The organism is Blastocatellia bacterium (genome assembly GCA_016713405.1).
In the GTDB taxonomy this organism is placed as follows: Bacteria; Acidobacteriota; Blastocatellia; order Chloracidobacteriales; family JADJPF01; genus JADJPF01.
In genome coordinates, this window is the sequence record JADJPF010000022.1 from 320,784 (window position 1) to 344,801 (window position 24,018).

Genomic DNA, 24,018 nt, shown 5'->3' on the forward strand with positions numbered 1-24,018 from the left:
AGTAAAAGCCTAAATAAGTTTGAGGGTATTTAGATAAAAAACTAAATACCCTCTGCTACATCAATTATTCTTACTATCTACCTAATTATTTTTCAAGCTATTTCTAACTAATTAGTGTTGAGATCCGCAGCGAGCCACGTCAATTATTCCTACGCGTCTTAACCCACACCTATCACCCCTTTTTTGGCTTAAAGCGTTTGTTAGGTTTTTTGCAGACTAAGACCATAAATTTACCTTAAACTTATGAAAATACTGTGTTTGTAAGTTTTCGCTAATCTGTCCATTATTTTGCTATTTTGGAGGTTAGCGAAACTAGATACTTAAGTAATTTACAGTATCTAGTTTTCTTTGTCAAAGCTTTTTTAGCATTAAATTTGCGAAATCTTAACACATCTTTTTGCTAGCTATAAAGCTATTGTTTATATTTGGCAAATGTCGAGCCAGCAAGTTTGCTGAACAACAAAAGTAAAATTTTTCTTGTATATTTCTTGCGAAGCTTATCACTAATTGAAAAGAGGAAAAATTTTTATGTCACAAACATTAAATAATGACAAAAAAAATCTCTTTTATGTCAACAAATAAGTAATATTTAATTAACAAAAAACAATTTGAAATAAATGAAACTGCTTGTTGCTAAAATACCGTTAGAGCGTGCAGATAGCGTCTGCTATTACGAACTTTGTCAAGCTTGCAGCATAACAAGTTATTAGAATAGGTAAAGCAAAAGATTTTCTTAAAGAAGAAATATTTGTTTTCTAAAAAATAGTATAAGTCTATGTAAGACTTAAGAAAATAACTTTTATAAACTATAAAAGAGGTATTGCTATGATAGAAAATTTGATTAAAAATGAAGTTTGTCTAAATGAATATGAAATTTCTAAACCTTATGTTTACAAAAGCTTAACAATATTTTTGCTTTGTGGAGAAGATAAAATAAAAAGGAAAAAGTTTTTGGACATTACAAGAAGCTATGGAGCAAGAAAAAGTTATTGTTCATGAAACAGGAAGTGTAAACAGATTAGAAATTGAGAGTCTTTTGCTAGATGAGGAAATTTTTATTCAGTCAGGAGATATAGTAAAGGGAGGTAAGCAAGATAGAGTATTTGCTTTTGATTTTATAGTGCCTGCAAAGTCTGGGAAAATGCCAATAGATGCTTTTTGTGTGGAAAAAGGCCGTTGGAATCAGCGAGGCAGGGAATCTTCAACTCGTTTTACTACATCATCAGACCGCTGTTACTAGAGACTTAAACATCTCAATTAAGCTACCCCTCACAAAGTGCTGTTTGGAACACTGTAGGCAATACTCAACGTTTTTTGACAGGTAGTTTAGGCCGTAATGTTGAGTCAAGAGAATCTGCATCTAGTTTGCAACTTACACTTGAAGATCCTAGTGTTAAACAAGCTACAACTGAATACTTAGATAATCTTTCTGGTGTGATTGATAATCATTTTAGCGTTTTAGGTTATGTAGTAGCAATAAATGGAAAACTTACAAATAGTGATATATATATTTGCAATGGACTTTTAGAAAATTATGGCCTAAACTCCTTAAAGCAGGAGCAGTTGAAGCTATTATTCATAAACAAGAAACAGTATTTAAGCCAGAAATTAGTGTTAATGAAGTAAAAAAAATTTTACTTAATAAACCATTGCCACAAGTTTCTGAAAAGTAGTATCAAGCCGCGTCAAAATGACTACACAAGAATTTATAGATAAAATTCGTTTTGACACTATGGATCTAGAAAACCAAACTTGTGTTCATACTAATTTTGTCACTAAGTAAGATAAACTAGATAAAATCAAGACTAATTAGTCAATATCTATTCCTAAAGCACGTAATTTTTCAGCTAATTTATTGGCTCTATTTTTTTCTTCTTCTAACAGCTTTTCAGCTTGTTCAGCACGAAGGCGTTCTTGTTCAGTGCAGTGCGTTCATCACCTGTTGGGAGAAGGTTGCCTTGGATGTCCCAAGCACGTAGCCAAAGAGCATCCATACCTCTATAAATACCAGGCCAGATGCCAAATTCTAAGCCTAATTGGTTGATAGCAAAGCGACCTTGTTCATTAGTAGGCATTAAAGAATAATGGCCTGCTGATAGTTGGTAAAACTCAAGGCTAGAATTAAAAGCATCAAAGATGCCATAAAAAGGAATACGTAAGATTTGCTCGTAGATCCAAAACTTACCTTGATAAGGTGTAGTGTTTCGTTCTTCGCTACCGTCGCCAGAAACAAATTCAATAACTAAAAAAGGCGGTATTAACTCTTGCCACATAACATAGCTACGACGAAAACGGCCTTTTAACATTTTAGGAACATTAGGAACATAAAACCAATCAGGACTTATAGCCCCACGTAGAGGATTTTCATCAGGATTAGGTATTCTCCAGTATATCCCACAATCTTGACCTATACAGTAATTTCCATCTGTATGTTGTTTTATTAAAACAGGCTCTAAAGTATCAGTAAGAAGTATGCTTTGAGGGTGTTCTTGAAAATTATTCACAGGTATCCCATCCCTATCAGGTAAATCTTGGTCGGTTGGCAAAGATTTTGGCAAAATTTCTTCAATTATTTGTGGGTGTTGGGTTATTGTTTCACTCATAATATTTGTCTTTTCACTTGCAAACGGTTTATTTACTATATTTTAACTAATTTAAAGAGTTTTGAGAAAGATTTGGTTTTACTTCTTTTAGCTTTGTTAATGAAAAACGACTAAATAGAACATTTGAACTACGTGGAGAAGATGCTATAGAAATCATTCCCAAACTAATATCCTTAAAGAAAATAAAATTTGCTAATCTATTTTCAATGAAAAAAGCTCCATGATAGAAATTTTGCTTAATCAATCCAATTACACATAGGTTAGTAATTTTTGCATCTGGTTTTATGACTAATTGTTGAGCCACTTGTTGAAGAGTTGTTGTTAATTCAGGAAATTTAACTCTTTTGCCTAAGTCCATAAATTTACTATTTTCTCCAAAATGGTCAAAAAAATAATTCCAAGGATCTTTAAAGTTTTCAGCAGAAACCATTTTTTCTTTTAGAATTTCTAACTTTTTCAAATCTAGCATAATAAAACCTACCTTAGCTTATTAATCTAATATAAATTTGCATTCATTTTATGTTTTTTAGCCATTTAAGGTATTTAATTTATTTTTATTTACTTAGTTTAGCAAGCTAAGGTTAAACTTGGCAATCAGCTAGTAAATAGAAATTTATCTAAAATTAAGTATTTTAGATATTTATTTCTTCTAATTCTTCTTCTTCTATAGCTGTAGTATCAATAACATTAACCTTATTAGCATAATTTACTGTAGGTTCTTGATTACGTGCTTCTATTTCTGTAGCTAGCTCTATTTTATGTAGATTAGGTAAATTATAAGGTAAAAGTTTACACAGTCTTTTTATCACGGTTTTTTTAGCCATTTCGTCATAATCTGTTGTCCAGGGGCCGGAACTAGAGCTACGAGATTTTGAGCGTATATGGTCTACTTGTACTTTGCTCATTACTACATGTTTAAGAACTCCATTGACAAGACGGGCAATAGCATAAACGGCAATAAAATTACCACGAGGTTTTCTTATAGAAGCTTCATGTTCAATATTTGGGTGTGAGCCAAGCACATATCTAAAACGGTCATTTTCATAAACACATTCAGCACTAACATCTAAGACAAACCCGCTTTCAATTACTAATTGAATATATCCCCTATAACCTATTTGCAATTTAGCTTCATTGCCAAAAGGTACTAGCCATGCAAGTCCTAGTTTATTAACTGGTAGACCCAAAGTTGCAGCATCATAAGCAGCTAAAGCAATAGATTCAGGTGAACATTTTTGTAAGCTTGGACTGCTTGCTACAGTTGCAATTACGCTACTAATTTCTTGATCAACGTTTCGATTTTTAGGAAGAGCTTGGATTAATTTATCTCGGAATTTACCTAAAGTTACAGAAATTTTATTTAAGGGCTTTTCTTGTGTTTGGGTCATTAATGTAGACATAATTTATTCCTTTTGTCAGATAAAATACTTTGTACATTTTAGTTAAAGTAAAAAGTTAGTAGCTTAAGAAAAATTTCTTAAGCTACTTGTTTAGTGGGTGTTAAGACTACAGGTTCTTCTACTTCAAATTCTTCAAAATCCCAGAAATTTATAATGGGTGTATTATTTAAAGATTTAGGTTGTTCTTCAAAAATTTCTTGGGCTATTTCTTCGCTAAGTTGGCGAATTTTTTGAAAACTTGTAATTCCTTCAGCATCGATTAATTTTGCCATAATTTTATCTGCTCACAAAATTATTTCTGTTTTATTTTAATTTAATAAGAGTAGATAACTTTTTACTAAAAAAAATGTCATAAAAAGAGCAATTAACACTTCGCTTATATTACACTAAATAAATTAAATAAATCAATATATTTTGCTATTATTTTGTTTGTTATTACAATTTATATAAAACGGATAGATGCAAAAAATAAAAAAGCCCAGTCAAAATGCTGGGCTTTTTGTTGGAAATTATTGAAAAATACTGTTAATTAAGGCGAATCAGGCTTTTACCAACAGAAATTTTATTATCAGGATTTCTAACGGTTATTTCTACAGTGCCGCCTTTAGGTATCAGATCGCCTATAGTTTTTCCGCTAATAGAGCCTTTTTTCTTTTTCTTTACTAAAAATCTGGTAGCTTCTTTAGTAAATTTCAATTGGTATTCATCCGTACCATCTACAATTAAAACCGCTCCAAGTTGGATAAAGGAGGAAGCAGCATCTAAGAAAATTGTATTTTTAGTAAAAATAGGATTTCTAATTACTGGAAGTTCTGTTCCCGTAGGTTGCGAACCTCCGCTCATTTGTCCATTGCCAAAAAAGCTAGTTACTGAGTAAGTGAAATTACCAGATGAGCTTGCTCCTACAGTTGTAGTATCTACAAAAGCTAGATCATCAGGATCTAAAGTAGCAACTAGGTTTTCATCTTTAACCAGATCATTTGTTGTAAGTGGGGGTTGATCTGATGTTGGAGTTGGCAAACGGTAGACTTTATAACCTGCTAGATCACCATCAGCTAAAGGATTAGGTTGACTAACTAGTAAGTTAGTTAAATTAGCATTAGCAGGTTGAGGGCTAGAGGGTTTTAGCTCACTAGCAATTACTCTAACATTTTGAGGAGGAAGAACTTGACCTATTGGAGGCGGGTCAAAAGTAATAATTACTCGCAAAGCGGCTTGGCGCACTAGTAAAGTTACGGTTTGAGTTACAACCGAGTTTGCAGATTGACCAGTAATGATAATTACATAAGTACCTGGTAGAGTATCAGCACTTGTTCTTATGGTCATAAAAGTATTTCCACCAGCATTAACAGTAATGGAGGCAAAATTAATTTGAATATTTGGATTTGTTACACTAGCACTTAAATTTACAGGTTGGTTAAAACCATTGCGACCTACTACACCAACAGTAAACATAGTTGCTTCACCACTTGCAATAGCACGGGAATTAGGGGCAATTGCTAAAGAGAAAGGATCATTTGTTGGCGGTGTAACAGTTAATGTAAAGAGAGCCGTTTTTACTATTGAACCAGATGTTCCAATAATTTTAATAGTGTATTGACTAGGTAATGTATTGGCTGTAGTAACTACAGTAGCAGAAACATTTCCATTAGCCATAACACTATTATTTGTAAAAATTACTTGGAGCGTGCTATCTGGAATTTCTGTTGTCAGGTTAACTACGTCTGCAAAAGAGTTTTGGCCTAAAATACTTAGATTAAAGGAAGTCACCTTACCAGCAGAAATAGTCTGGGAGCTAGGGTTAAGTGTTAGAGTAAAATCACCTGTTAAAGCAGGAGTAACGGTTAAGGTAAATGTTGCTGTTTTAGTAATTCCACCACCACTAGCAGAAACTCTTAATAAATAATCCTTTACTTCTGTATTTGTATTTGTTCTAACTGTAATACTAGTAGTTCCATTAGCTGGTATAATGTTGTTAGTAAAACTAATAGTTATATTCTCAACACTAGTTGCCGAAAGAGAAATATTTCCCGTAAAACCACCCATAGCAGTTGCACTTAGAGAAAAATTAGCTGTTGAGCCAGCCATAACAGATTGTGTTGTAGGTAATAGAGAAATATTAAAATCTCCAGGGCTTTTAACTATTAGGCTAACTCTAGCACTACGTTGTATTTGACCTGTTGAGCCAAGAATATTTATATCATAAGTGCCAAAGGGCGTATTAGCTCCAACATTAAGTGTTACTCTTGAAGTAAGACCTGCTCTAATAACATTACTATTTATGCTTGTTGTAATGTTGGGATTTGAAGATGTGACAACTAAATTAACCGCATCAGTAAAATTATTAGTAGCATTAAGCGAAATATCAAAACTAAGAGTTTGTCCTTGAGAAGCTGTTAAAGAGCTAGGATTTACTACTAAAGAAAAATCAGAAGCTGCATTAACGAAAACTGTTGTTGAAACCCGTTTTTCTACACCATTTGACCTAGCAATAATAGTTACTGGATAAGAACCTGCTTGAGTATCACGCGAGGTAGAAACTAAAAGACGTGTTGCTCCGCTACCAGTTATAGAACTATTGGCTAAAGATGTTGTTAAGTTACTTTGCGTAGTTAAATTAACTGGTTGGTTAAATCCGTTTAATGCTGATATGTTAACAACAAGCTCTATTTGCTCGCCTGCATTAATTGTAACTGCATCATTATTAATGCTTAGTAAGAAATCTGGAACGGCTCGAACTTCAATGCTAGCATTAGCTGTAGCAATGACAGAGTTATTTAACCTAGCTGTTAATGTTATTGGATAAATACCTGCTGGTGCAGTAGCAGGTATATCAACTAGTAATGATGTAGAACCAGGAATAGAAATAGTAGAGTCAGTAAAGTTAGCAGGAAATTGGCTACTTATGGCTATGGTTATGGGATCTTGTGGAGGTTGAGAGTCATTTAATGAAACTGCAACTAAAAATTCAACAGTTTCACCTTGGTTTGCAACAATTCTTTCTGGACTAATTTCTAAGGACAGATTTACTTCAGAAACTTGGATAGTAACAGATTGAGTTTTGCTTATATCACCACCAAACCCATTTACATTAATTGTATAAGTACCAGGTTTAACATTTTGTGAAACAGCTACAGCCATATTTATATTAGCTGGCGGTACAACTTGATTAGGTGAAAAAGTGACCGTTATTCCACTAGGTGCTGAAGCAGAAAAATTAATAGGTGAGTTAAACTGGCCTGTTGCAGTTAAAGATATAGAAAAATTACCAGTGCCTCCAACATTAATTGTTCTAGTAGTTGGACTGATAGAAAAATTAAAATCTCTTTGTGTTTGTGCTTGGTTTGTTGTAGTAGTAAGTAGTGCAATTATTGTGAATATTATAGTTAAAGATAATAGACGATATTGGTTGATAATTGAAAATATTGTCATAAGGGTTTCTCCTTTAGAGCATATAGGGGGGCTTTTATAAGTAGGTTTTTGTTAATAGGTTTGTGTTGCTAACAGTTGCTTTAGTTCCTCCTTAGTTTTTTAGAAGGTGGTTTTTAAGTTGAAGTTGCTTTTTGGTAACTTTCCAAAAACAAAAGCCAAGAACGTAAACTCTTAGCTTTTGTTTTAAGAATTAATCTTTAATTACTTAGTTATTCCGCTATCAACTATTTTTCCATTGTCGCTAATAGTTTGAAATGAAATTTCTTTGTCGTTAATTTCTACTAACATAAAATGCCAGCCTACATAGCTTTCTGCACGAAATGGGCTTTTAACATCAATATCATAAAGAGTTGCACCACCACCACCAGTTACAAAATGTTGGATCCCATTTTGCAAGTAGGTTCGCTCATAAATATGGTCATGTCCAGCAAATGCAACATTTACTTTATATTTAACAAGCAATGGCTCAAGAACTTTTCTTAATGCTAGGGCTGAACCATGATGAGTACCTGAAGAATAAAGAGGGTAATGAAAAAGTGCTATTTTCCATTTTGCTTTACAGAGTTTAAGAGAATTTTCTAGCCAAGCCATTTGTTTATTACTTAGGTTAGTAACATCTAGCATAAAAAATTCTACTAGTCCTTGGCCTCGTTTTAGTGAATAAAATTCCCGTCCTTCCATATTAAATAATGGATATCGAATTTGATCTTGTCGGCCTACAATCACATCATGATTTCCTAGAGTAGCAAAAAACTTGACATTATTTTTAAGTAACCCAGCGTAAACTTGTTCAAAGAATGCTGTATAAGATTGTTTATTGCCATCAGGATAAATATTGTCTCCAACAGTTAAAACAAAATCTATAGGCTTACTTTGATGAGCTAACAGCATTTGTTTAGCTACTCGAATTTGTGCAGGACTACCACATCCCCAGTCACCAAGGACAACAAAACGAACCTGATTTTTTACAGGAGTTGCAGTAATTAAGGAAGATGGACTAATTAAAGTGCTGGCAGCAATAGCACCAACAGATTTTATTATTTCACGACGTGAGAGCAATAGTTGTGGTTTTTTTTGATCCAAAATTACACCTCTAAAAGAAAGTTAACTCTAACTATAGACTACCTTATAATATTGAATTTACAGCCAAATTAAGTGTTATAATAACAAACTTCTTTGTATTCATAAATAACAAGAAACCAATATAATTAGCTTTACTAGTGTATTTTATTTAGTGGGCAAAAGGTGAATTAATGTCAAATCGTGATGTAAATTACCTAAAAATGCTTTTTCAAAGCAACACTAACTTAGTTTTTATTGGGGTTATGGTGTTTGCTACGCTAGTTTTTAATAGCGGATTTTTATTTTTGTTGGTGGCAGGTGAGCTAGGACTTGTAATGCTATCTCAACTTTCTATTACACAAAAATACTTAGCCAAAAAAGCAGAACTACTTTGGCATCAAGAGCAAGAAAGGCTAGAACTTCAAATAATTGCTGGCCTTGGAGAAAACTACAAAAATGATTTTTATCGTATGAAACAGCTTTGTGGAGAAATTGAACGACGTGCAGCAGAAGTGCAAACGGATAAAACGGCTGTTTTTGCTATGGATAATCTATCAGGTAAGTTAGTAGCTTTTCGTTCTGAGTATGTAAAAATGTTACGCGCTCATTACTTACTATCTACACGTAATTTTAAGTCTATGAAAAATAAAGTAGATGAGGAAATCAGACGACTAGAAAAAACTATTAGTAATGAAGAGTCTGCACAAGTTCGAGCAACACTAGCACAAAACTTAAAAATCCTTCAGCAACGTTCTAATAAATTAATTCAGCTTGCTGATCTAGTCCGACTATTAGAAGCTAGATTGCAGGTTATTCGCAATTCCTTGCAATTAATACAAGATGAGGTTTATAGTCTTACCAATGTTCGCGGCATTTCTGAAATGGTAGATGGGCTTTTAACTAACTTAGAACTTAGTGATGAATTTCGTTCTTATTATGATGATGTTTTAAGTGAAAAGAGCTTTTCAGGACTAGAAAATAATAGTGATTTAGTCTTAGAACCAGATTTTAATTCCAATAATAAGGGTTATGATTCACCTCAACAAAGACAAAAAAATAGAGCATAAAACTATAAAAAATTAATTAAAAAGTTTATTAAAATATTAAGGAGAAATATGTCTGGAAAACCAAAATCCCCAGCAGAATTAGAAAAAATGTTAAAGGAAATGGAGTCATTGTCTAAAGGGCCTACTGAGACTCCAAAACCTGCTCGTGAAGGTGGCGGAGCATTAAAGTCTTTGTTAGGGTTTTTTGTCAAAATCCATGATGAAGAAGAGGATGCACAACCAGCAGCAAAAATAGCACCTCCAACAACAACACAGCCTCTTAATACTAAAACACAGCCTCTTAATACTCCTACAAGTAAAATTGAACCACCCGTTAAACGAGTCTCAGACTTAGTTAGTGATGAGCCTCCACCAAAATTTAACTCTCCTGCTACACTTGACCAAGGAGAGGATTTATCTAGCAAAACCTTTGAAGAGATTTACTTACAAGCAGGTGTTATTAATAATCAGCGTTCTGTTGATGAGATAATCAGCTTAATGCAAAGTCCTACAGTAGCTAACCAACCTCTTTCAGTAAAGGTAGTTGCTGTTAATTTAGCTTTAATGGCTAAAGGAACAAAAATAGATGATTATATTGCTGATGCAGTACGTAAGGATCGAGCTTTAGATGCTTATCAATTAATGCTTAATGAACGTTCCAGAGAAGTAGAAGAAAAGACTAAAACAGGAATTGAGAAAATTCAAAAAGAAGTTGAAGAATATCTTAAGAAAAAACAACAGGAAATGGAAAAACTCCGCGCCCAAGCTAGCGAAGCAGGCCGACAATCAGTTGAGTTTTCTGTACGTCGTCAAGTAGAGGAACAACGCCTGGCAGATGCTATTAGCCCATTTTTAGAAGGTAAACCTAATCCAGTATCTGTTGGAAATACTCCAGAACGTTCAGATGTGTAGCAATTAGGGTAAATTCTATAAAGTTAACTTATTGTAAAATAAAGCTATTAGCGTAAATAACTTTTTAATCACTGCTAAAACAGTAGACTATTACTAAATAGTTCGCCCATAGCAAAAAATGTTTTTGGTGATAAATTGTCAGACATTCTATTGCTAAATTTCACAGATCAAAAATGGAGGCGGTTATGAGAGTAGGTCGTTTTGAACTTGGCCCTGGTGCGATTATTTTGATTTTTTTAGTAATGGCAGGACTAGTTTATGTTGGTTTAGATAAACTTGGTGTAATGGATAAGGTTAAGGACACTGTTAACCCACCAGGTGACAAAGTTGGAGATTCAAAAATCCCAGAAAAACGCGCTAATCTAGGTGATTATAAAGATATTCCAGGTTCAGAAGTTAAAGCCCCTGAAAAGACTACAGATAATCCAGAAGTAGTTATAGGAATTTGGACTTGGCAAACCGTTAGCGGTTTAATTGATGCTGTAGGCGGCCCAGGCAAATCAGGCGACCATAAAGATAGTTGTTTATGCCAAGCTGGTATTACTAATACACAATTAGTAGTACAAAATGATACAGCAGAACAAGTTAAAGCCCTAGCAGCAGGTCAAATGCAGCTAGTCACCACAACAGGCGACCAATCAGCCGTTGATATTGCTGGAGCTAATAAATTACTTCGTGGCAACAAAGCAAAAGTTATTTGGAGTGGTGGCTATTCATTTGGTGAAGATTGTTTAATGGGGCCAGAATCTTGGAAAAAAGACCCACAACTTGCTCGTGGTTCTGTGATTGTCACGGCAGTTCCTTATTGTGATTGGAATGTAACGGTAAATTGGGCAAGTGATAATCAAATCCCTGTTAATCCTAATGAAGAAGTTTATGATCCTCAAGCTATTAATTTTGTTAATGCGGTAGACCATATTGAAGCAGCACAAAAATTTGTTAAAAATTCAAAAGTTAGCTTAACTAATCTTGCTACTAATAAAAAAGAAGATTTTTCTATAGACGCAGTTGCTACTTGGACACCAGGCGATGTTACAGCAGCTAAAGAGCGGTCAAAAGTAACTTATAAAGGCAAACAAGAAAAACTACAAAAAATTGTCTCTACCAAAGAATATAGCTATATGATGCCAAATATTTTATTTGGTAATGAAGATTGGTTAAATCAGCATCGTGATTATGTAAAAACCTTATTGCGCTGTATTGCTAGGTCTAATGAAAAAATTAAAACCGATGATAATTATCTAAAAAATAGAATTGCTCCTCTTAATGCTTTAACTTTTAATGTTGAAGGCGCAGGGCCTACATTTTGGTATGATTATTTTAAGGGTAAAACCGAAGATGACGTATTTTTAGGCGGTTCACGGGTTAATAATTTGGCAGAAGTTAAACATTTATTTGGACTTGCTAATAATTTGCCAATAGAGCAAAGCATTTTTGGTATTACTTATACAGATCATGCAAAACGGCTGCAAAAGATTCTACCTAATAGACTTGAAAGCTATGCTGCTGTTAAAGATGTTGTAGATTTAAGTTTTATTAAAGATATTTCTGATGAACAAAGCGCGACACCTGTTTATCAAGCTAAGTTTGAAGGTGGGCAAAATACAGGAACTGTTGTTAGAGCAAATTACCAGATTACTTTTCCTTCAGGTTCTGCTACTGTAACTTCATCAGAAACCAAGGTGCTAGAGGAAATACGTAGTCTATTAATTCGTGCAAGTGATACAAAAGTAATACTTTATGGTCATACCGATAATTTAGGCGATGATGCTACTAATATGAGGCTTTCTAAAGAGCGTGCGCAGTCGGTTTGGCAATGGTTAAAGAAATCTGACCCTAGTGGTGTAAATATAAATGATAATCGATTGCAAACAATTGACGGTTTTGGGCCAACTAAACCTTTACCAAGCAATCAAAACCGGGATGAAAAAGAACGTGCTGCTAATCGTCGTGTGGAAATTGTCTTAAAGTAATTTAGTTGGCAACAAATATTTATTCTTAAATAGGCCAACAGAAGAAAAATCTGTGGCCTATTTTGTTTAAGAGAAGGTTGATTTATGGAAGATATTGCAAATGTTCAAATAAAAGAATCCAATGACAAGGCTAGTCCAATTAAAGAAGCTTTTCGTGTCTATGGTCAAGTTAGTAAGCTAGTACGCTCTAATTTAATTCTAATTTGGGGACTATTTTTTCTTGGACTTTGGCTTTTAAGCGTCGCGCTACGTAATAACATGACTGCAACCATAAGTTCTGCTGATCTTTTAGATAATTGGCTTTATAACCTAGTCCGTCCTTTTCCTTCCCCTAATGAAGTAGGTGCTGCACTTTATAAAATGTGGTCAAGGCAGCAACTTCTAAGCCATGTTTGGGCAACTATAAAGCTAAATGTTGTTGGTTTAACCTACTCTACTATAATTTCCCTAATTATTTCTTACTCAAGCGTTATTCCAGTATTTCAGCCATTTAATAAAGTTGTTAAGTTATTACGTTATATACCATTTATAGGCTTTACTTTGATTTTCTTTTCTCTTTTTACTATTGGTTGGCCTACAAAAGTTGCAATGTTAACTACAGGTATGACATTTTTTCTAGTTACAAGTATGACGGATGCTGTAAATGCAATTCCTAGAATGAAATATGAGTTAGCTAAAGTTTTAGGCTACAACGATTGGCAAATTTTTTATAATGTTGTGGTGCGTCCAACTTTACCGCAAATGATTGATATGGTTGCTCAAAATGCTGCTATAGGCTGGATTATGATTACTTCTATAGAAACCTATAGCCGTAATGAAAAAGGCATTGGAACACAACTTTATGCTTATTATTCAACAAATAACTTACCTGAAGTTTATGGATTATTGATTATCATTGCTGTTATTGCTTTAGCTGAAGATGGAGTTTTTTCTTTACTTAAACGCTATTTATTCCCATATAGCGTAATTGCTGAACGAGGATAAAAAATAAATGGTAGAACGCGAAAAGGTTATCACCGGGCCACTAGATAAAATAGGGATTTTAGAGCCGCTACTTGTTTTAGATAATGTTTCTCAAGAATTTACCTTAAATACAGGTGCAAAATTTCCTGTTCTAAAAAACCTTTCTATGTCAATAAAAAACATTGAAAGTAAGCCTCAAATTGTTAGCATTTTAGGCCCTTCTGGAATTGGTAAAACTACAATACTTCGCATTGTTGCAGGCTTAGATCGTCCAACTAGCGGACGGGTTTTAATTACAGAAGATAAACCCAATATTATGAGAGATATAAGAATTGGGGATGTAGGCGTGGTCTTCCAAAAATATCCCCTTTTTGATGACCTGTGTGTTTTAGAAAATTTAATTCAGCCAGCAATTAGAGTTGCAAAACTAGATGCAAAAACGGCTCGTGAACGTGCTATGCAATATTTAGACCAATTTGGACTTTTTGATCAAAGCTTGTCCTGGCCCGTTCAGCTTTCAGGCGGACAACGCCAAAGAGTTGCAATTCTTCAACAACTTATTACAAATAAATACTTTATTATTTTAGATGAACCTTTTTCTGGCCTAGATCCAGTTAGCATTAGCAGTGCTATAAAACTAATTACAGATATTGCTAATCAACATACCTTAAATACTTTTATTATAATTACTCATGACATAACTTCAGCCTTAATTATTTCTGACACAGTTTATTTACTAGGTCGTGATAGAAATGAAAAAGGAGAAATAATTCCAGGCGCGAAGATTATTAAAACCTATGATTTAATTCAAGAAGGAATTGCTTACCAACGAAATATAGAAGATTTACCAAGATTTACAGAAATTCGTAAAGAAATTAAGCTAGATATTTTTCCTAAATTATAAAAACTAGTATTAGTGTGACAGTTAAAAAAGCGTCTGGTGTTAAGTGCTAAAAATTAACATATTTAGGCTATAAATCAGGTGACAGTTAATTTTGGATTAAATTAAAAATTCGCCTTTTGCCATAAGAATTACATCGCCACCAACTTTTATGGCAGAAATAGCACCATCATTAACTTCAAAAGTAGTAGTAAGTTTGCTAGGACGGCCAATTTGATAGCCTTGCTCGGCAGCAACTCGATATTTAGAGCCACGTTTTAGCATGTTGTTCTTAAAAAGATAAGCTGTCAGTGGGCCTTGAGCCGAACCTGTTGCAGGGTCTTCGTTTACTCCTAAACCAGGAAAGAAGGCTCGAACTTGAACTTGTGAACCTGCTTCGACGGTTTCGGTAGAAAAGCAAATTAGTCCTTCTACGTGTAATTTTGCTAGTAAAGATTCTAGCAATGCACCATTAGGACGAGCGCGTTCTAAGGCACGCATTGATTTTAGGGGACGATAAAAAATGAGACTGCATTAGCAAGGATTTCTGGTGGATAAGGGGCTATATCATCGCTAGTTAAACAAAGACTAGCAGCAATGGTTGAAAGGTCTGAAACTGTGCCTCGTGATTGTGGAACAGGTTGTTCCATTACTGCACGACCGCGGTTTGAGTCTTTTAAGTCTATTGTAACTCGTACTAGACCAGCTTTTAACTCTAAGACTAGGCTTTGATCTTTGTCTAATTTAGCTGCACCGGTTGCAGCCAAAAGAAAAGCTGTTCCTAATGTAGGATGACCAGCAAAAGGAAGCTCTGCATTAGGTGTAAAAATTCTTACAGATGCAGCAACTTCAGGAGATTTAGCCGGAAGTACAAAGGTAGTTTCGGAATAATTCATCTCTCTAGCTAGTTGGGAAAATCGGTTTCGAGGAATATCAGCGGCATCAGGAAAAACAGCTAATTGATTGCCAGCAAAGATTTTAGGTGCAAACACGTCTAGTATATAAAAATTCATTGGCATATTTAATTTTCCTTGTGAGATTTAGAGATGAGCTTGTATTCTACCTGCTTTTTATGGAAATATAAACTACTCAAAAAAAGAAACTTTAACATTTATGTTATGCAATCATAACATAAGCATTTTCCTAGTATTTATAAATTTTTACTTGGCAATCTTTTATGGCAAAAACTATTACAATAAATCTACTGTTTTTTGGTGCTTGTCGGGAAATATTTAACACAAGCGAAATGTCAATAAATATATCAATAAATAGCACAATTAATGATGTTTTTATTGATCTAAAAAGTAAATATCCTGAAATAGCAAAATTTGGCGAAAGGCTTCTTTTTGCAGTAAATGAAGATTATGCTGACAAAAAACAAGTGCTAGTTAATGGTGATAAATTAGCAATTTTTCCTCCGGTTTCAGGTGGTGCAGAAGATGATGAAAACACAGATATTTGTGAGCTAACACAAGAAGAAATAGACTCTCGACAGCTAGCTTTAAGAATAATTAAACCAGCAGATGGAGCAATTGTTACTTTTGATGGAGTTACTAGAGATAATAATAAAGGTCGCCAAGTTTTATTTTTGGAATATGAAGCTTACCAACCGATGGCAATTAAAAAGATGCAAGAAATTGCTAAAGAAGCCCATAATCGTTGGCCCATTGATAAAATAGTTTTAGTTCATCGTCTAGGACGGGTTTCTATTAGTCAAACTAGCGTTGCTATTGTTGTAACTTCTGCACATCGCAAACCTGCTTTTGAAGCTTGTCACTTCTTAATTGATCGACTTAAGCAAATTGTACCTATTTGGAAACGAGAGTTTTTTACTGATGGTGCTGTTTGGGTTGATCCTGAATTACAATAAATGCTAACTAATTATAAATAATAGGTTTAACAATATGATCAAAATACTTAAGATTTTGTTTCAAATGTTTTTCCGTCTTTTTTTCACTGTAGAATATTATGGAATAGAGAATATTCCAAAAACGGGTGCTGCCGTTTTAGCTGGTAATCATCCTAGTTATTTAGACCCAATATTAATTTATGTAGTCTCACAAAGACCTGTAAGATTTTTAGCTTGGGATAAAATATTTAAGATACCGCTATTAGGATTTATTGTAAAAACTTTTGGTGCCATTCCTGTAAACTTAAGCAAAAAAGACTCTAATGCTTTTGAGCAGGCAATGAAAGTTTTAGCAAAAGGTGATTTAATAGCCCTTTTTCCAGAAGGTCAACGCTCACAGCGGGGTTATATGGAAAAACTAAAAAGCGGTGCTGCAAGGATGGCTATTTTTAATAAATGCCCACTTGTACCTATTACAATTACTGGTGCTTATGAGGCTTGGCCCGTAACACGTCTTTTTCCTAGGTTACGAAAAATTACTGTAAAATTTCATGAACCAATACTTTTAGATTCAAAAGAATGTGAAACTAGACAAGATGACACAGCCTTTTATGATGAAATAACCGAAACTTGGCGAAAAACTGTAGACCAACGCCTAGTCCCAGGCCTTAAAGCCCAAGAATCCTTAAATAAACATTTTGCTCGTCCTGCTTCTTACTTACGTATTTATGAAGTAGTCCCAATAGGCGTTTATTTTATAATGGCGACTGTTATTTTGCTTTTTCAGCCAAACTTGTTTCTTTGGTTGACTTTGCCTTTTATTGCTTACTATGGCTACATACTTTTAGATGTTATGGTGCTAAAACAAGGTAGAAAAAGCAAAATATTACGTGATTTAGCTACACCTTTTTTAATGATAGTTTGGTATCCATTAATTGTAAGAGGGTTGGATGTAACTATACTTGCTCCAATAAGTTTGCTAGCTTTTATTTTGGGAATTTGTTTTCCTTTTTATTGGACAAATTATTATGATACTCAAAGATTTCTACGCGGTTTATCTATGATCTATTACTTAAGTTTTGTAATAGAGCTTTTTAAGCAAGCAGATTTTGGGCTTCATTGGGCAATGGCTGTTTTTGCGTTAGGTTATGCAATTTATCATTTACCTTTGTTTTGGTATTTGCAACTTGTTTTGATTGTACTTTATGGAGGATTTGTTTATTGGATTATGGGCAGTCAAGTTATGGCAAATCACTATTTTTATATTACTCTAGGAATAGTTACAAATATTTATTTAGTCTTAGTTAAATTTACTGCTCATGATGGTAAAGTTGTTTAACTTTGCCTAATAGCGCAGAACTTTAGGTCTGGGCATAGGAAATTAATAAAAATGTTTCCACTACGTAAAAAATACCAATTAGCTTTACCTGATCAAATACTTAATTTAGGTGAACGTACTCTAGTAATGGGTGTGTTAAATGTAACACCAGATTCTTTTTCTGATGGAGGAAAGTTTTTTTCGCTAGAAACAGCTATAAATCGAGCATTGGAGATTGAAAAAGATGGTGCAGATATTTTAGACATTGGCGGCGAATCTTCACGTCCTGGGGCTGAAAATGTAGATTTACAAACAGAGCTTAACCGAGTAATTCCAGTTATTGAAGCTCTAAAAGGTAAATTAAAAATCCCTATTTCCATTGACACTTATAAAGCTCAAGTAGCTAAAGAAGCACTAACAGCAGGGGCAGAAATTGTTAATGATATTAGCGCGTTAAGATTTGATCCAGAACTTGCAAAAGTTGTTGCTAAAACAGGTGCTGCTATTTGTTTAATGCACATGCGAGGCAATCCAAAAAATATGCAGCAAATTCCTGCTAGCAACGATATTTGGAAAGAAATCTTCCAAGACTTAAATTTAGCTGTTGAACAAGCTATTAAAAATGGAATAAATAAAGAACAAATTATTTTAGACCCTGGGATTGGTTTTGGTAAAACTATGTCTGATAATCTAAGAATTTTAGCTGAGCAATTTAAGTTAGCAGAATTTGACTTACCAATACTTATAGGGACTTCTAGAAAATCATTTATAGGTAAAATTCTTGGTAATTTAGCTACAGAAAGATTAATGGGTACTGCTGCAACTGTAACAACAGCTATTTTACAGGGGGCGCATATCGTAAGAGTTCATGACATAAAGGAAATGGTAGAAGTCGCTAAAGTTAGTGATGCAATTTTGATGCAATTTTTAGTTATAAAAAGTTTAATTTATGAATTGGGCAAACTGGTTTTCAAAAAAGCTATCTATTTTTCGCATTTTGGGCATTCCTGTCACGCTGGATTATAGTTGGTTTATTATTTTCTTTGTTTATAGCTGGACAATTGCTGTTGTTTATTTACCTAACAACGCGCCACAGGTGACAAAATTGTCAAGCTGGATGTTAGGCGTAATTACTTCACTACTTGTATTTATTTCTGTGCTAATCCACGAGTTAGGGCATTCTTTAATTGCTCAAAAAGAAGGAATTAAAATAAAAGGAATTACTTTACATATTTTTGGAGGGCTAGCCTATTTAGAGTCTGAGCCAAAAACAGCTTTAGCAGAGCTAAAAATTGCTATTGCCGGCCCTGTAGCAAGCTTTTTATTGTCGGGACTTTTTTATTTACTTACTTTAATTTTGCTTAAAACACCTTATAAAGCTTTAGATCAAGCTTTTTTACATCTTAGCCAAGTTAATTTTCTACTAGCCTGTTTTAATTTGCTTCCGGCCTTTCCAATGGATGGGGGAAGGGTGCTACGGGCAATACTTTGGTATTTTGACAAATCTTATGAAAAGGCTACACGTCTAACAATTGTTTTTGGGTTTGTTTTTTCTGTTGCGTTAGTGGCTTTAGGAATAGTAAATCTTTTGGGGGGTTATAATACAATTATAGGTTTTTGGGCTTTGTTGGGAGGCTTTTTAATAGTTAGGTTACTAAACCAATTGCCACCAGATCTAATAACTACTCCTGGTAAAAAAACTAGACAAAGCAAAATAAAACAAAAGCCTGTTAAAGAAGTAATGACAAAGAAATTTACTGCTATTAGGCCAAATGTGACAATTAAAGAAGTTATGGCAATTTATGAAAAAACTCCAGCCAAAACATTTTTAGTTGTTCAAGACGAACGCTTACACGGAGTTTTATTTATGACGGATATAGAGAAGTTGACAGAACTAGAGCAAACAAATACAGTTGTTTCAAAGCTAATGAGAGTTGTTAGCCAAGAGTATTTTGTTACTCAGGATTTATCTATCCAAGAAGCTATTAACTTGTTAAATAACAACACATTAGAGCATCTTGCTGTAATTGATAGCGATAGTTTAGTGGTTGGGGCCTTAAGTTTAAGGGAAATTTATTTGACTAAATTAGGATAGGTAAATTGACTTTTTTCTTTTCTCAATGCTTAATTTATGTTTTGCTTCTTGCAAATTAATTGAAAGGGTTTAATAACAGATGTCAGATTCAGCAGAAATTGTTTATCAAATTTTTTGTGATGATGTTCGTTTAGAAGTAGGTAATAAATTTAGTTTAATGGGCATTTTCCAAGATATTTATGTCCAACAACTTCCAGTTGGACTACCAAAAATGGCAATAATTACTCAATGGCGTGGTAAAGGTGACTATTCTAGCGAAGTTCGCGTACTTACCCCAAAGAAAAAATTATTAGCCGCTTCACCTGTGACTCAATTCCAAATCCCAGAAGAAGGCTTTGCTAATAATGTTAACTTCTTTATTACATTACAGTTTGATGAAGTTGGTGATTATACAGTACAAACATTGCTTGATTCTACCCCAGTAATGGAGCGTAAGATTAGAGTTGGCGTAGTTCCACAGCAAGCCGATGCTGCTGCTGCCGCTGCTGGTGACGATACCATTAACTAAAATACTTAATCTAAATTAAAATAAAAAATAAAGGGCAAGGAAAAGACTAAAACTTTTCTGTTGCTCTTTATTTTTTGCTAGCTTTTTTCTGTAACTACATTATTTGTCATAGTCTTAGATAAATCCCACAAAGCTAAAATCAACCCCACAGTTAAAGCCACTGGCCCAGCATCTTTTAATCGAAAATAATCAAATATATAGTAATTCCAAGTAGCTAAAAAACGCCAGTCACTAAAGAAGCAGTAATTAAAAGTCTTAGAGTAAGTAAAACAATTACTTTTATATCTTTAGCTTGTTTAGAACGTTTTAAGATTCGTAAACTCTTAACAATGCCAATTATTAAACCAATAACTAAACCTGCTACAAGCCATTGTTGAAGGCTAGGTAGCCCAGAAGTATTTCTTAGACGAATAAAAAAGTAGTGTATATCTAAAAGTCCAGATGCAGTTAAACTAACTACAGTTCCAGAAAATAATACTGCTATAAATCTACCTATAAGTTTAAGAGTTTGTTTTATCATAATTAAATTTACTTAAGTTAAAAATTAATTAAATTGAAATTCCTGAATATTTGCTTTTACTTTAGGAGTTTCTACTTTTACTGCTTCATCATCTGGCTCAATTCTTAATTTTTCTATTTCTGACCAATCTATTAAACGGCCTTCAGTTAGTTTAGCAGTCGCGCTTTGAGGTTCAACTAACCAAACAGAGCAAATTCCTTGAGTGCTAAAGGTCTGCTTAATGGTTTCTACTAGTTTATCTGTCACCATAACAGCTTGGTAAAGGTCTAGTTCTCGATTAAAGCTACGTGAAATAGCTAAGGTTTCTTTGCCAGACCAAACAGCTAAACGTTTAGTGTCTAAGACAGTAAAAAACTTACCTGAAGCACGTCTCATAACATAAATTTTAGGCATAAAGTTTTGCTATCCTTAAATTAAATTGGTAAATAACAAATGCGGTAATTCAATAAACTAACCTTTACAAAGTTTTAGCACAACGAAATCCAGATAAAAACCAGCGTTCTTGAGGATAAAAATAATTTCGGTAAGTTGTACGTGCATGGATTTGAGGTGTAGCATAAGAAGCACCCCGCAAAACTTTTTGGCTAACAAACCATTTGTCAGTATATTCATTAAAATAGGGCTTAAACCCTGGATAAGGCACATAGTCTGAGCTTGTCCATTCCCATAGATCTCCTATCATTTGATAGCATCCATAAGGACTTACACCATCGCTAAAAGCACCTATAGGTGTAACATCCCAATAATTATTTTCAAATAAATTTGCTTTAGAGCTATCTGCTAATGTATGTCCCCAGGGAAATAAAAGTTTTTCTTTTTTTTCTGGCTCAAAACATGCTGCTTTTTCCCATTCTGCTTCTGTAGGGAGTCGTTTTCCTGTCCATTTAGCAAAAGCGGCAGCCTCATGAAAACTTATATGTGAAACAGGATAATCTAGTTTTTTGCTAACTTTATGTAGCGCGTGAAAATCTCGAATATACCATTCACCATCAATAAATTCCCAATAAAGCGGGGCTTGCCAGTTTTCTTGCTTAAGTATGTTCCAGCCTTCAGCATACCACCAACTAGGATCTTGATAGCCACCAGCTAGAATAAATTCTAAAAACTGCTCATTATTGACCATTGTTTTATCAATTGCAAAGTCTTGTAAATAGACTTGATGAGCAGGTTTTTCATTATCAAAAGTAAATTCGCTATCTTTATTTCCTAGCCAAAATAATCCGCCTTCAATTTCTGCCATACCTGTTATTTTTTTACCGTTAGGAGGTATAGGAATTTCACCTGGCACTTTGTAAATATCACAAAGCAAATGTTTTATATCATAAACAAGTAACTCTTGATGCTGCATTTCATGTTCTAGCCCTAATCGTACAAGCGGCAAAATCTCGTTGAGTTTAGGATCTGTGCTTAAACTGCTTAAAAAACTAATCATTAGTTCATCTATATGAGTGCGATAGCAAATAGTTTCTTTAACTGTTGGCCGTGATTTAGTCCCACGTTTAGCACGCTCAATGCGTATGCCAAATTTGTCATAGTAGGAATTAAAGAAAAAAAGATAATCCTCTGAATAAACTTGATAATTAGCTTTATATTCTTTTAGAAGCATTTCAAAAAACCAACTAGTGTGTCCAATATGCCAACGTGGGGGACTCATAAACGGCGCAGTTTGAATAACATAGTCCTCTATTTCTAGTGGTTCAACTATATACATTGTTTTAGCACGGACACTCTTATAAAACTCTATTAACTTTTCTATCTTGTTGGTAAACATTAAATTCTCCAAAAAATTATTAATTTTTATGGATTTCTTTGCTGGATATGAGGAAATAATAACAACTAAAAAGCTGTTATGCCAAGCTTTAGTTAAGCTTTAGCTATATTGAATGGTAAAAATATGCTGTGGATAATACTAGCTTATTTGAAAAGACTAATAAAGTTACAACAATTTATGTTGTTGAATTTAGGGATATTAAAGTACCAATAAAGCGAAATTAACCAAACTTTGTGAGAATAACTTAAAGGGGACTGATTAATAGTTTTTTTTGTTGTACTACAGGAATTTGTATGGATTTAATTTCCTGACGTACTTTATCTAGACAACTTTTGCAAATTGTGTGACTTTGACATAAAGTGCCACGTTCAACATCTTTTAGGTTTTCATTATTTAGCACTTCATCACACCAGGCACAAATAACGATAAATTTTTCTAAAGTAGAAGTAGCATTCATGGTATTTTTCTTTTTATTTTTAAGGTTTTTTGCGTGAAATTTCGAGCTTTGGAGAGATTGATTAAAATTTTATTAAAATTTCGTTAAATTTTATTAGTATAGTTCTCTATTGTCAATAATTTTTTCCCAAAATATTACCTAATCTTCAGAAAGTACATTAAAACTTGTATTTAGCTAAGTAAAATTTCTTTCTTTTAGGAAAAAAACGATCCTTTTTTTAGGATCAATTGACTTTTAACAAAGTTTCTTATATGGTTTGCAGTAATTTTAAAGCTAAATTCTATAAAATAAAAATTTAATGATGGAAAAACAAAATCAAACAAAAACTACTACAAAAACTACTAGTAAAACCCAAAAACGACAACTAGATATACCAACTTACCCCAACGCGAATTTGCTGCCAGCAGAAACTGCTCCAAAAGGAATAGAAATTATAGAAATGACAACACAAGATAACTGGCAACATGTGTTAACTTTCTACAAAGAAAAATTTATAGAAAAAGGTTGGTCTATCTTTGCTTCAGAACACTTAAAAGACTTAGGTACTATTAGCTTTCACCCTACAACTAAAGAAACGGTTACTGTTTTGGCAGCTTGCGAAAATTCGCTAACTCATATCCGTATCTATATACAAAACTAGGAAAATTTGTCTATGCGTATTACTAGAGTATATACCCGAACTGGGGATCAAGGAAAAACAGGTCTAGTTGATGGAAGTCGTGTTAGTAAGGCTAACATTAGAGTTGATGCTTATGGTGATGTGGATGAGTTAAATTCACTGCTAGGACTTGTTAGGGTTAAAATAGATGATGAAGAATTAGATGGGGTTTTAGCTATAATTCAAAATGATTTATTTATAGTTGGTTCAGACCTAGCTAGCCCACTTTCAATAAACGTTCCTCGTATAGAACAAATCGCTATTGAAAAGCTAGAAACTTGGGCAGACCTTTATTTAGAAAACCTTCCTCCATTAAAAGAGTTTGTTTTACCAGGCGGCTCTGAAGCAGGAGCATTAGCCCATTTAGCCCGAACTGTAGCCCGTAGAGCAGAGCGAAGAGTTGTAGAATTAAGTGATGCAGAAGAACTTAACCCTTTAACCATAGCCTATCTAAACCGTCTATCAGACCTACTTTTTGTCTTAGCGCGAGAGATAAACCGGCGTAAAGCAGTAACAGAGAATTTTGCTAATTTTTCTGCTCGTAATAAGTAATAAATTTAATTCTCTAATT

Annotated in this window: 26 protein-coding genes; 14 read left to right on the top strand and 12 right to left on the bottom strand. The window is 33.8% G+C overall.

Annotation, left to right across the window (positions count from 1 at the left end):
• Positions 1-970: 970 nt before the first annotated feature.
• Both IPK14_22860 and IPK14_22865 read left to right on the top strand, forming a co-directional pair.
• Positions 971-1,240: a hypothetical protein gene (locus IPK14_22860; GenBank protein MBK7996110.1), complete on the top strand. Its 270-nt coding sequence runs from the start codon at positions 971-973 to the stop codon at positions 1,238-1,240.
• Positions 1,241-1,314: 74 nt separating this feature from the next.
• The gene (locus IPK14_22865; GenBank protein MBK7996111.1) at positions 1,315-1,626 is read left to right on the top strand and encodes a hypothetical protein; all 312 of its coding nucleotides are present in this window, start codon (positions 1,315-1,317) and stop codon (positions 1,624-1,626) included.
• A 251-nt stretch (positions 1,627-1,877) separates the two neighbouring features.
• On the opposite strand, the gene IPK14_22870 is transcribed toward IPK14_22865, so the two are convergent.
• From IPK14_22870 to IPK14_22895, 6 genes are all read right to left on the bottom strand, one after another.
• Positions 1,878-2,603: a Uma2 family endonuclease gene (locus IPK14_22870; protein ID MBK7996112.1), complete on the bottom strand. Its 726-nt coding sequence runs from the start codon at positions 2,601-2,603 to the stop codon at positions 1,878-1,880.
• A gap of 46 nt (positions 2,604-2,649) precedes the next feature.
• A complete protein-coding gene (locus tag IPK14_22875) occupies positions 2,650-3,072 on the bottom strand; it encodes a hypothetical protein (protein MBK7996113.1) in 423 nt (140 codons plus the stop codon).
• A 163-nt stretch (positions 3,073-3,235) separates the two neighbouring features.
• A complete protein-coding gene (locus tag IPK14_22880; protein ID MBK7996114.1) occupies positions 3,236-4,003 on the bottom strand; it encodes a recombinase RecT in 768 nt (255 codons plus the stop codon).
• 77 nt (positions 4,004-4,080) lie between these two features.
• Positions 4,081-4,275 (bottom strand): hypothetical protein, encoded by a 195-nt coding sequence (locus IPK14_22885; protein MBK7996115.1) that lies wholly within the window; start codon positions 4,273-4,275, stop codon positions 4,081-4,083.
• A gap of 253 nt (positions 4,276-4,528) precedes the next feature.
• Complete coding sequence (locus IPK14_22890) at positions 4,529-7,435, bottom strand: hypothetical protein (protein ID MBK7996116.1); 2,907 nt, start codon at positions 7,433-7,435, stop codon at positions 4,529-4,531.
• A 201-nt stretch (positions 7,436-7,636) separates the two neighbouring features.
• The gene (locus IPK14_22895) at positions 7,637-8,518 is read right to left on the bottom strand and encodes a metallophosphoesterase (protein MBK7996117.1); all 882 of its coding nucleotides are present in this window, start codon (positions 8,516-8,518) and stop codon (positions 7,637-7,639) included.
• A 170-nt stretch (positions 8,519-8,688) separates the two neighbouring features.
• Here IPK14_22895 and IPK14_22900 point away from each other — a divergent pair, with 170 nt between their 5' ends.
• From IPK14_22900 to IPK14_22920, 5 genes are all read left to right on the top strand, one after another.
• Entirely contained in the window at positions 8,689-9,564 is an 876-nt protein-coding gene (locus IPK14_22900) for a hypothetical protein (GenBank protein MBK7996118.1), read from the top strand.
• 48 nt (positions 9,565-9,612) lie between these two features.
• Positions 9,613-10,455, top strand: coding sequence for a hypothetical protein (locus IPK14_22905; protein MBK7996119.1), 843 nt, complete (start codon positions 9,613-9,615; stop codon positions 10,453-10,455).
• A 185-nt stretch (positions 10,456-10,640) separates the two neighbouring features.
• Positions 10,641-12,428, top strand: coding sequence for an OmpA family protein (locus tag IPK14_22910; protein ID MBK7996120.1), 1,788 nt, complete (start codon positions 10,641-10,643; stop codon positions 12,426-12,428).
• Positions 12,429-12,512: 84 nt separating this feature from the next.
• On the top strand, positions 12,513-13,412 hold the full coding sequence (locus tag IPK14_22915) for an ABC transporter permease subunit (GenBank protein ID MBK7996121.1): 900 nt from the start codon (positions 12,513-12,515) through the stop codon (positions 13,410-13,412).
• A 7-nt stretch (positions 13,413-13,419) separates the two neighbouring features.
• A complete protein-coding gene (locus IPK14_22920; GenBank protein ID MBK7996122.1) occupies positions 13,420-14,295 on the top strand; it encodes an amino acid ABC transporter ATP-binding protein in 876 nt (291 codons plus the stop codon).
• A gap of 96 nt (positions 14,296-14,391) precedes the next feature.
• Here IPK14_22920 and IPK14_22925 read toward each other — a convergent pair whose 3' ends face one another.
• Entirely contained in the window at positions 14,392-14,772 is a 381-nt protein-coding gene (locus tag IPK14_22925) for a PhzF family phenazine biosynthesis protein (GenBank protein ID MBK7996123.1), read from the bottom strand.
• A gap of 5 nt (positions 14,773-14,777) precedes the next feature.
• A complete protein-coding gene (locus IPK14_22930) occupies positions 14,778-15,290 on the bottom strand; it encodes a PhzF family phenazine biosynthesis protein (GenBank protein ID MBK7996124.1) in 513 nt (170 codons plus the stop codon).
• Between the two features lie 158 nt (positions 15,291-15,448).
• On the opposite strand from IPK14_22930, the gene IPK14_22935 reads away from it, so the two are divergent.
• The 5 genes from IPK14_22935 to IPK14_22955 all read left to right on the top strand — a co-directional run bounded on the left by IPK14_22935 (position 15,449) and on the right by IPK14_22955 (position 20,041).
• Positions 15,449-16,141 carry a molybdenum cofactor biosynthesis protein MoaE gene (locus IPK14_22935; GenBank protein MBK7996125.1) on the top strand — a complete coding sequence of 231 codons (693 nt, stop codon included), beginning with the start codon at positions 15,449-15,451 and terminating at the stop codon, positions 16,139-16,141.
• Between the two features lie 34 nt (positions 16,142-16,175).
• Positions 16,176-17,459 carry a 1-acyl-sn-glycerol-3-phosphate acyltransferase gene (locus IPK14_22940; GenBank protein MBK7996126.1) on the top strand — a complete coding sequence of 428 codons (1,284 nt, stop codon included), beginning with the start codon at positions 16,176-16,178 and terminating at the stop codon, positions 17,457-17,459.
• A gap of 51 nt (positions 17,460-17,510) precedes the next feature.
• Entirely contained in the window at positions 17,511-18,464 is a 954-nt protein-coding gene (gene folP / locus IPK14_22945; protein ID MBK7996127.1) for a dihydropteroate synthase, read from the top strand.
• On the top strand, positions 18,388-19,533 hold the full coding sequence (locus IPK14_22950; GenBank protein ID MBK7996128.1) for a site-2 protease family protein: 1,146 nt from the start codon (positions 18,388-18,390) through the stop codon (positions 19,531-19,533). Before folP ends, IPK14_22950 begins: the two co-directional genes overlap by 77 nt.
• Positions 19,534-19,612: 79 nt before the next feature.
• A complete protein-coding gene (locus IPK14_22955; protein ID MBK7996129.1) occupies positions 19,613-20,041 on the top strand; it encodes a hypothetical protein in 429 nt (142 codons plus the stop codon).
• Positions 20,042-20,255: 214 nt separating this feature from the next.
• Here the strand turns inward: IPK14_22955 and IPK14_22960 are convergent, their stop codons facing one another.
• The 4 genes from IPK14_22960 to IPK14_22975 all read right to left on the bottom strand — a co-directional run bounded on the left by IPK14_22960 (position 20,256) and on the right by IPK14_22975 (position 22,789).
• Positions 20,256-20,561: a hypothetical protein gene (locus tag IPK14_22960; GenBank protein MBK7996130.1), complete on the bottom strand. Its 306-nt coding sequence runs from the start codon at positions 20,559-20,561 to the stop codon at positions 20,256-20,258.
• Between the two features lie 24 nt (positions 20,562-20,585).
• Positions 20,586-20,954 (bottom strand): hypothetical protein, encoded by a 369-nt coding sequence (locus IPK14_22965; protein ID MBK7996131.1) that lies wholly within the window; start codon positions 20,952-20,954, stop codon positions 20,586-20,588.
• Positions 20,955-21,018: 64 nt separating this feature from the next.
• Positions 21,019-22,332 carry an ergothioneine biosynthesis protein EgtB gene (locus IPK14_22970; protein ID MBK7996132.1) on the bottom strand — a complete coding sequence of 438 codons (1,314 nt, stop codon included), beginning with the start codon at positions 22,330-22,332 and terminating at the stop codon, positions 21,019-21,021.
• A gap of 244 nt (positions 22,333-22,576) precedes the next feature.
• Entirely contained in the window at positions 22,577-22,789 is a 213-nt protein-coding gene (locus tag IPK14_22975; GenBank protein ID MBK7996133.1) for a hypothetical protein, read from the bottom strand.
• Positions 22,790-23,087: 298 nt separating this feature from the next.
• On the opposite strand from IPK14_22975, the gene IPK14_22980 reads away from it, so the two are divergent.
• Positions 23,088-23,429, top strand: coding sequence for a hypothetical protein (locus IPK14_22980; protein MBK7996134.1), 342 nt, complete (start codon positions 23,088-23,090; stop codon positions 23,427-23,429).
• Positions 23,430-23,441: 12 nt separating this feature from the next.
• On the top strand, positions 23,442-23,999 hold the full coding sequence (locus tag IPK14_22985; protein ID MBK7996135.1) for a cob(I)yrinic acid a,c-diamide adenosyltransferase: 558 nt from the start codon (positions 23,442-23,444) through the stop codon (positions 23,997-23,999).
• The last annotated feature ends 19 nt before the right edge of the window (positions 24,000-24,018 follow it).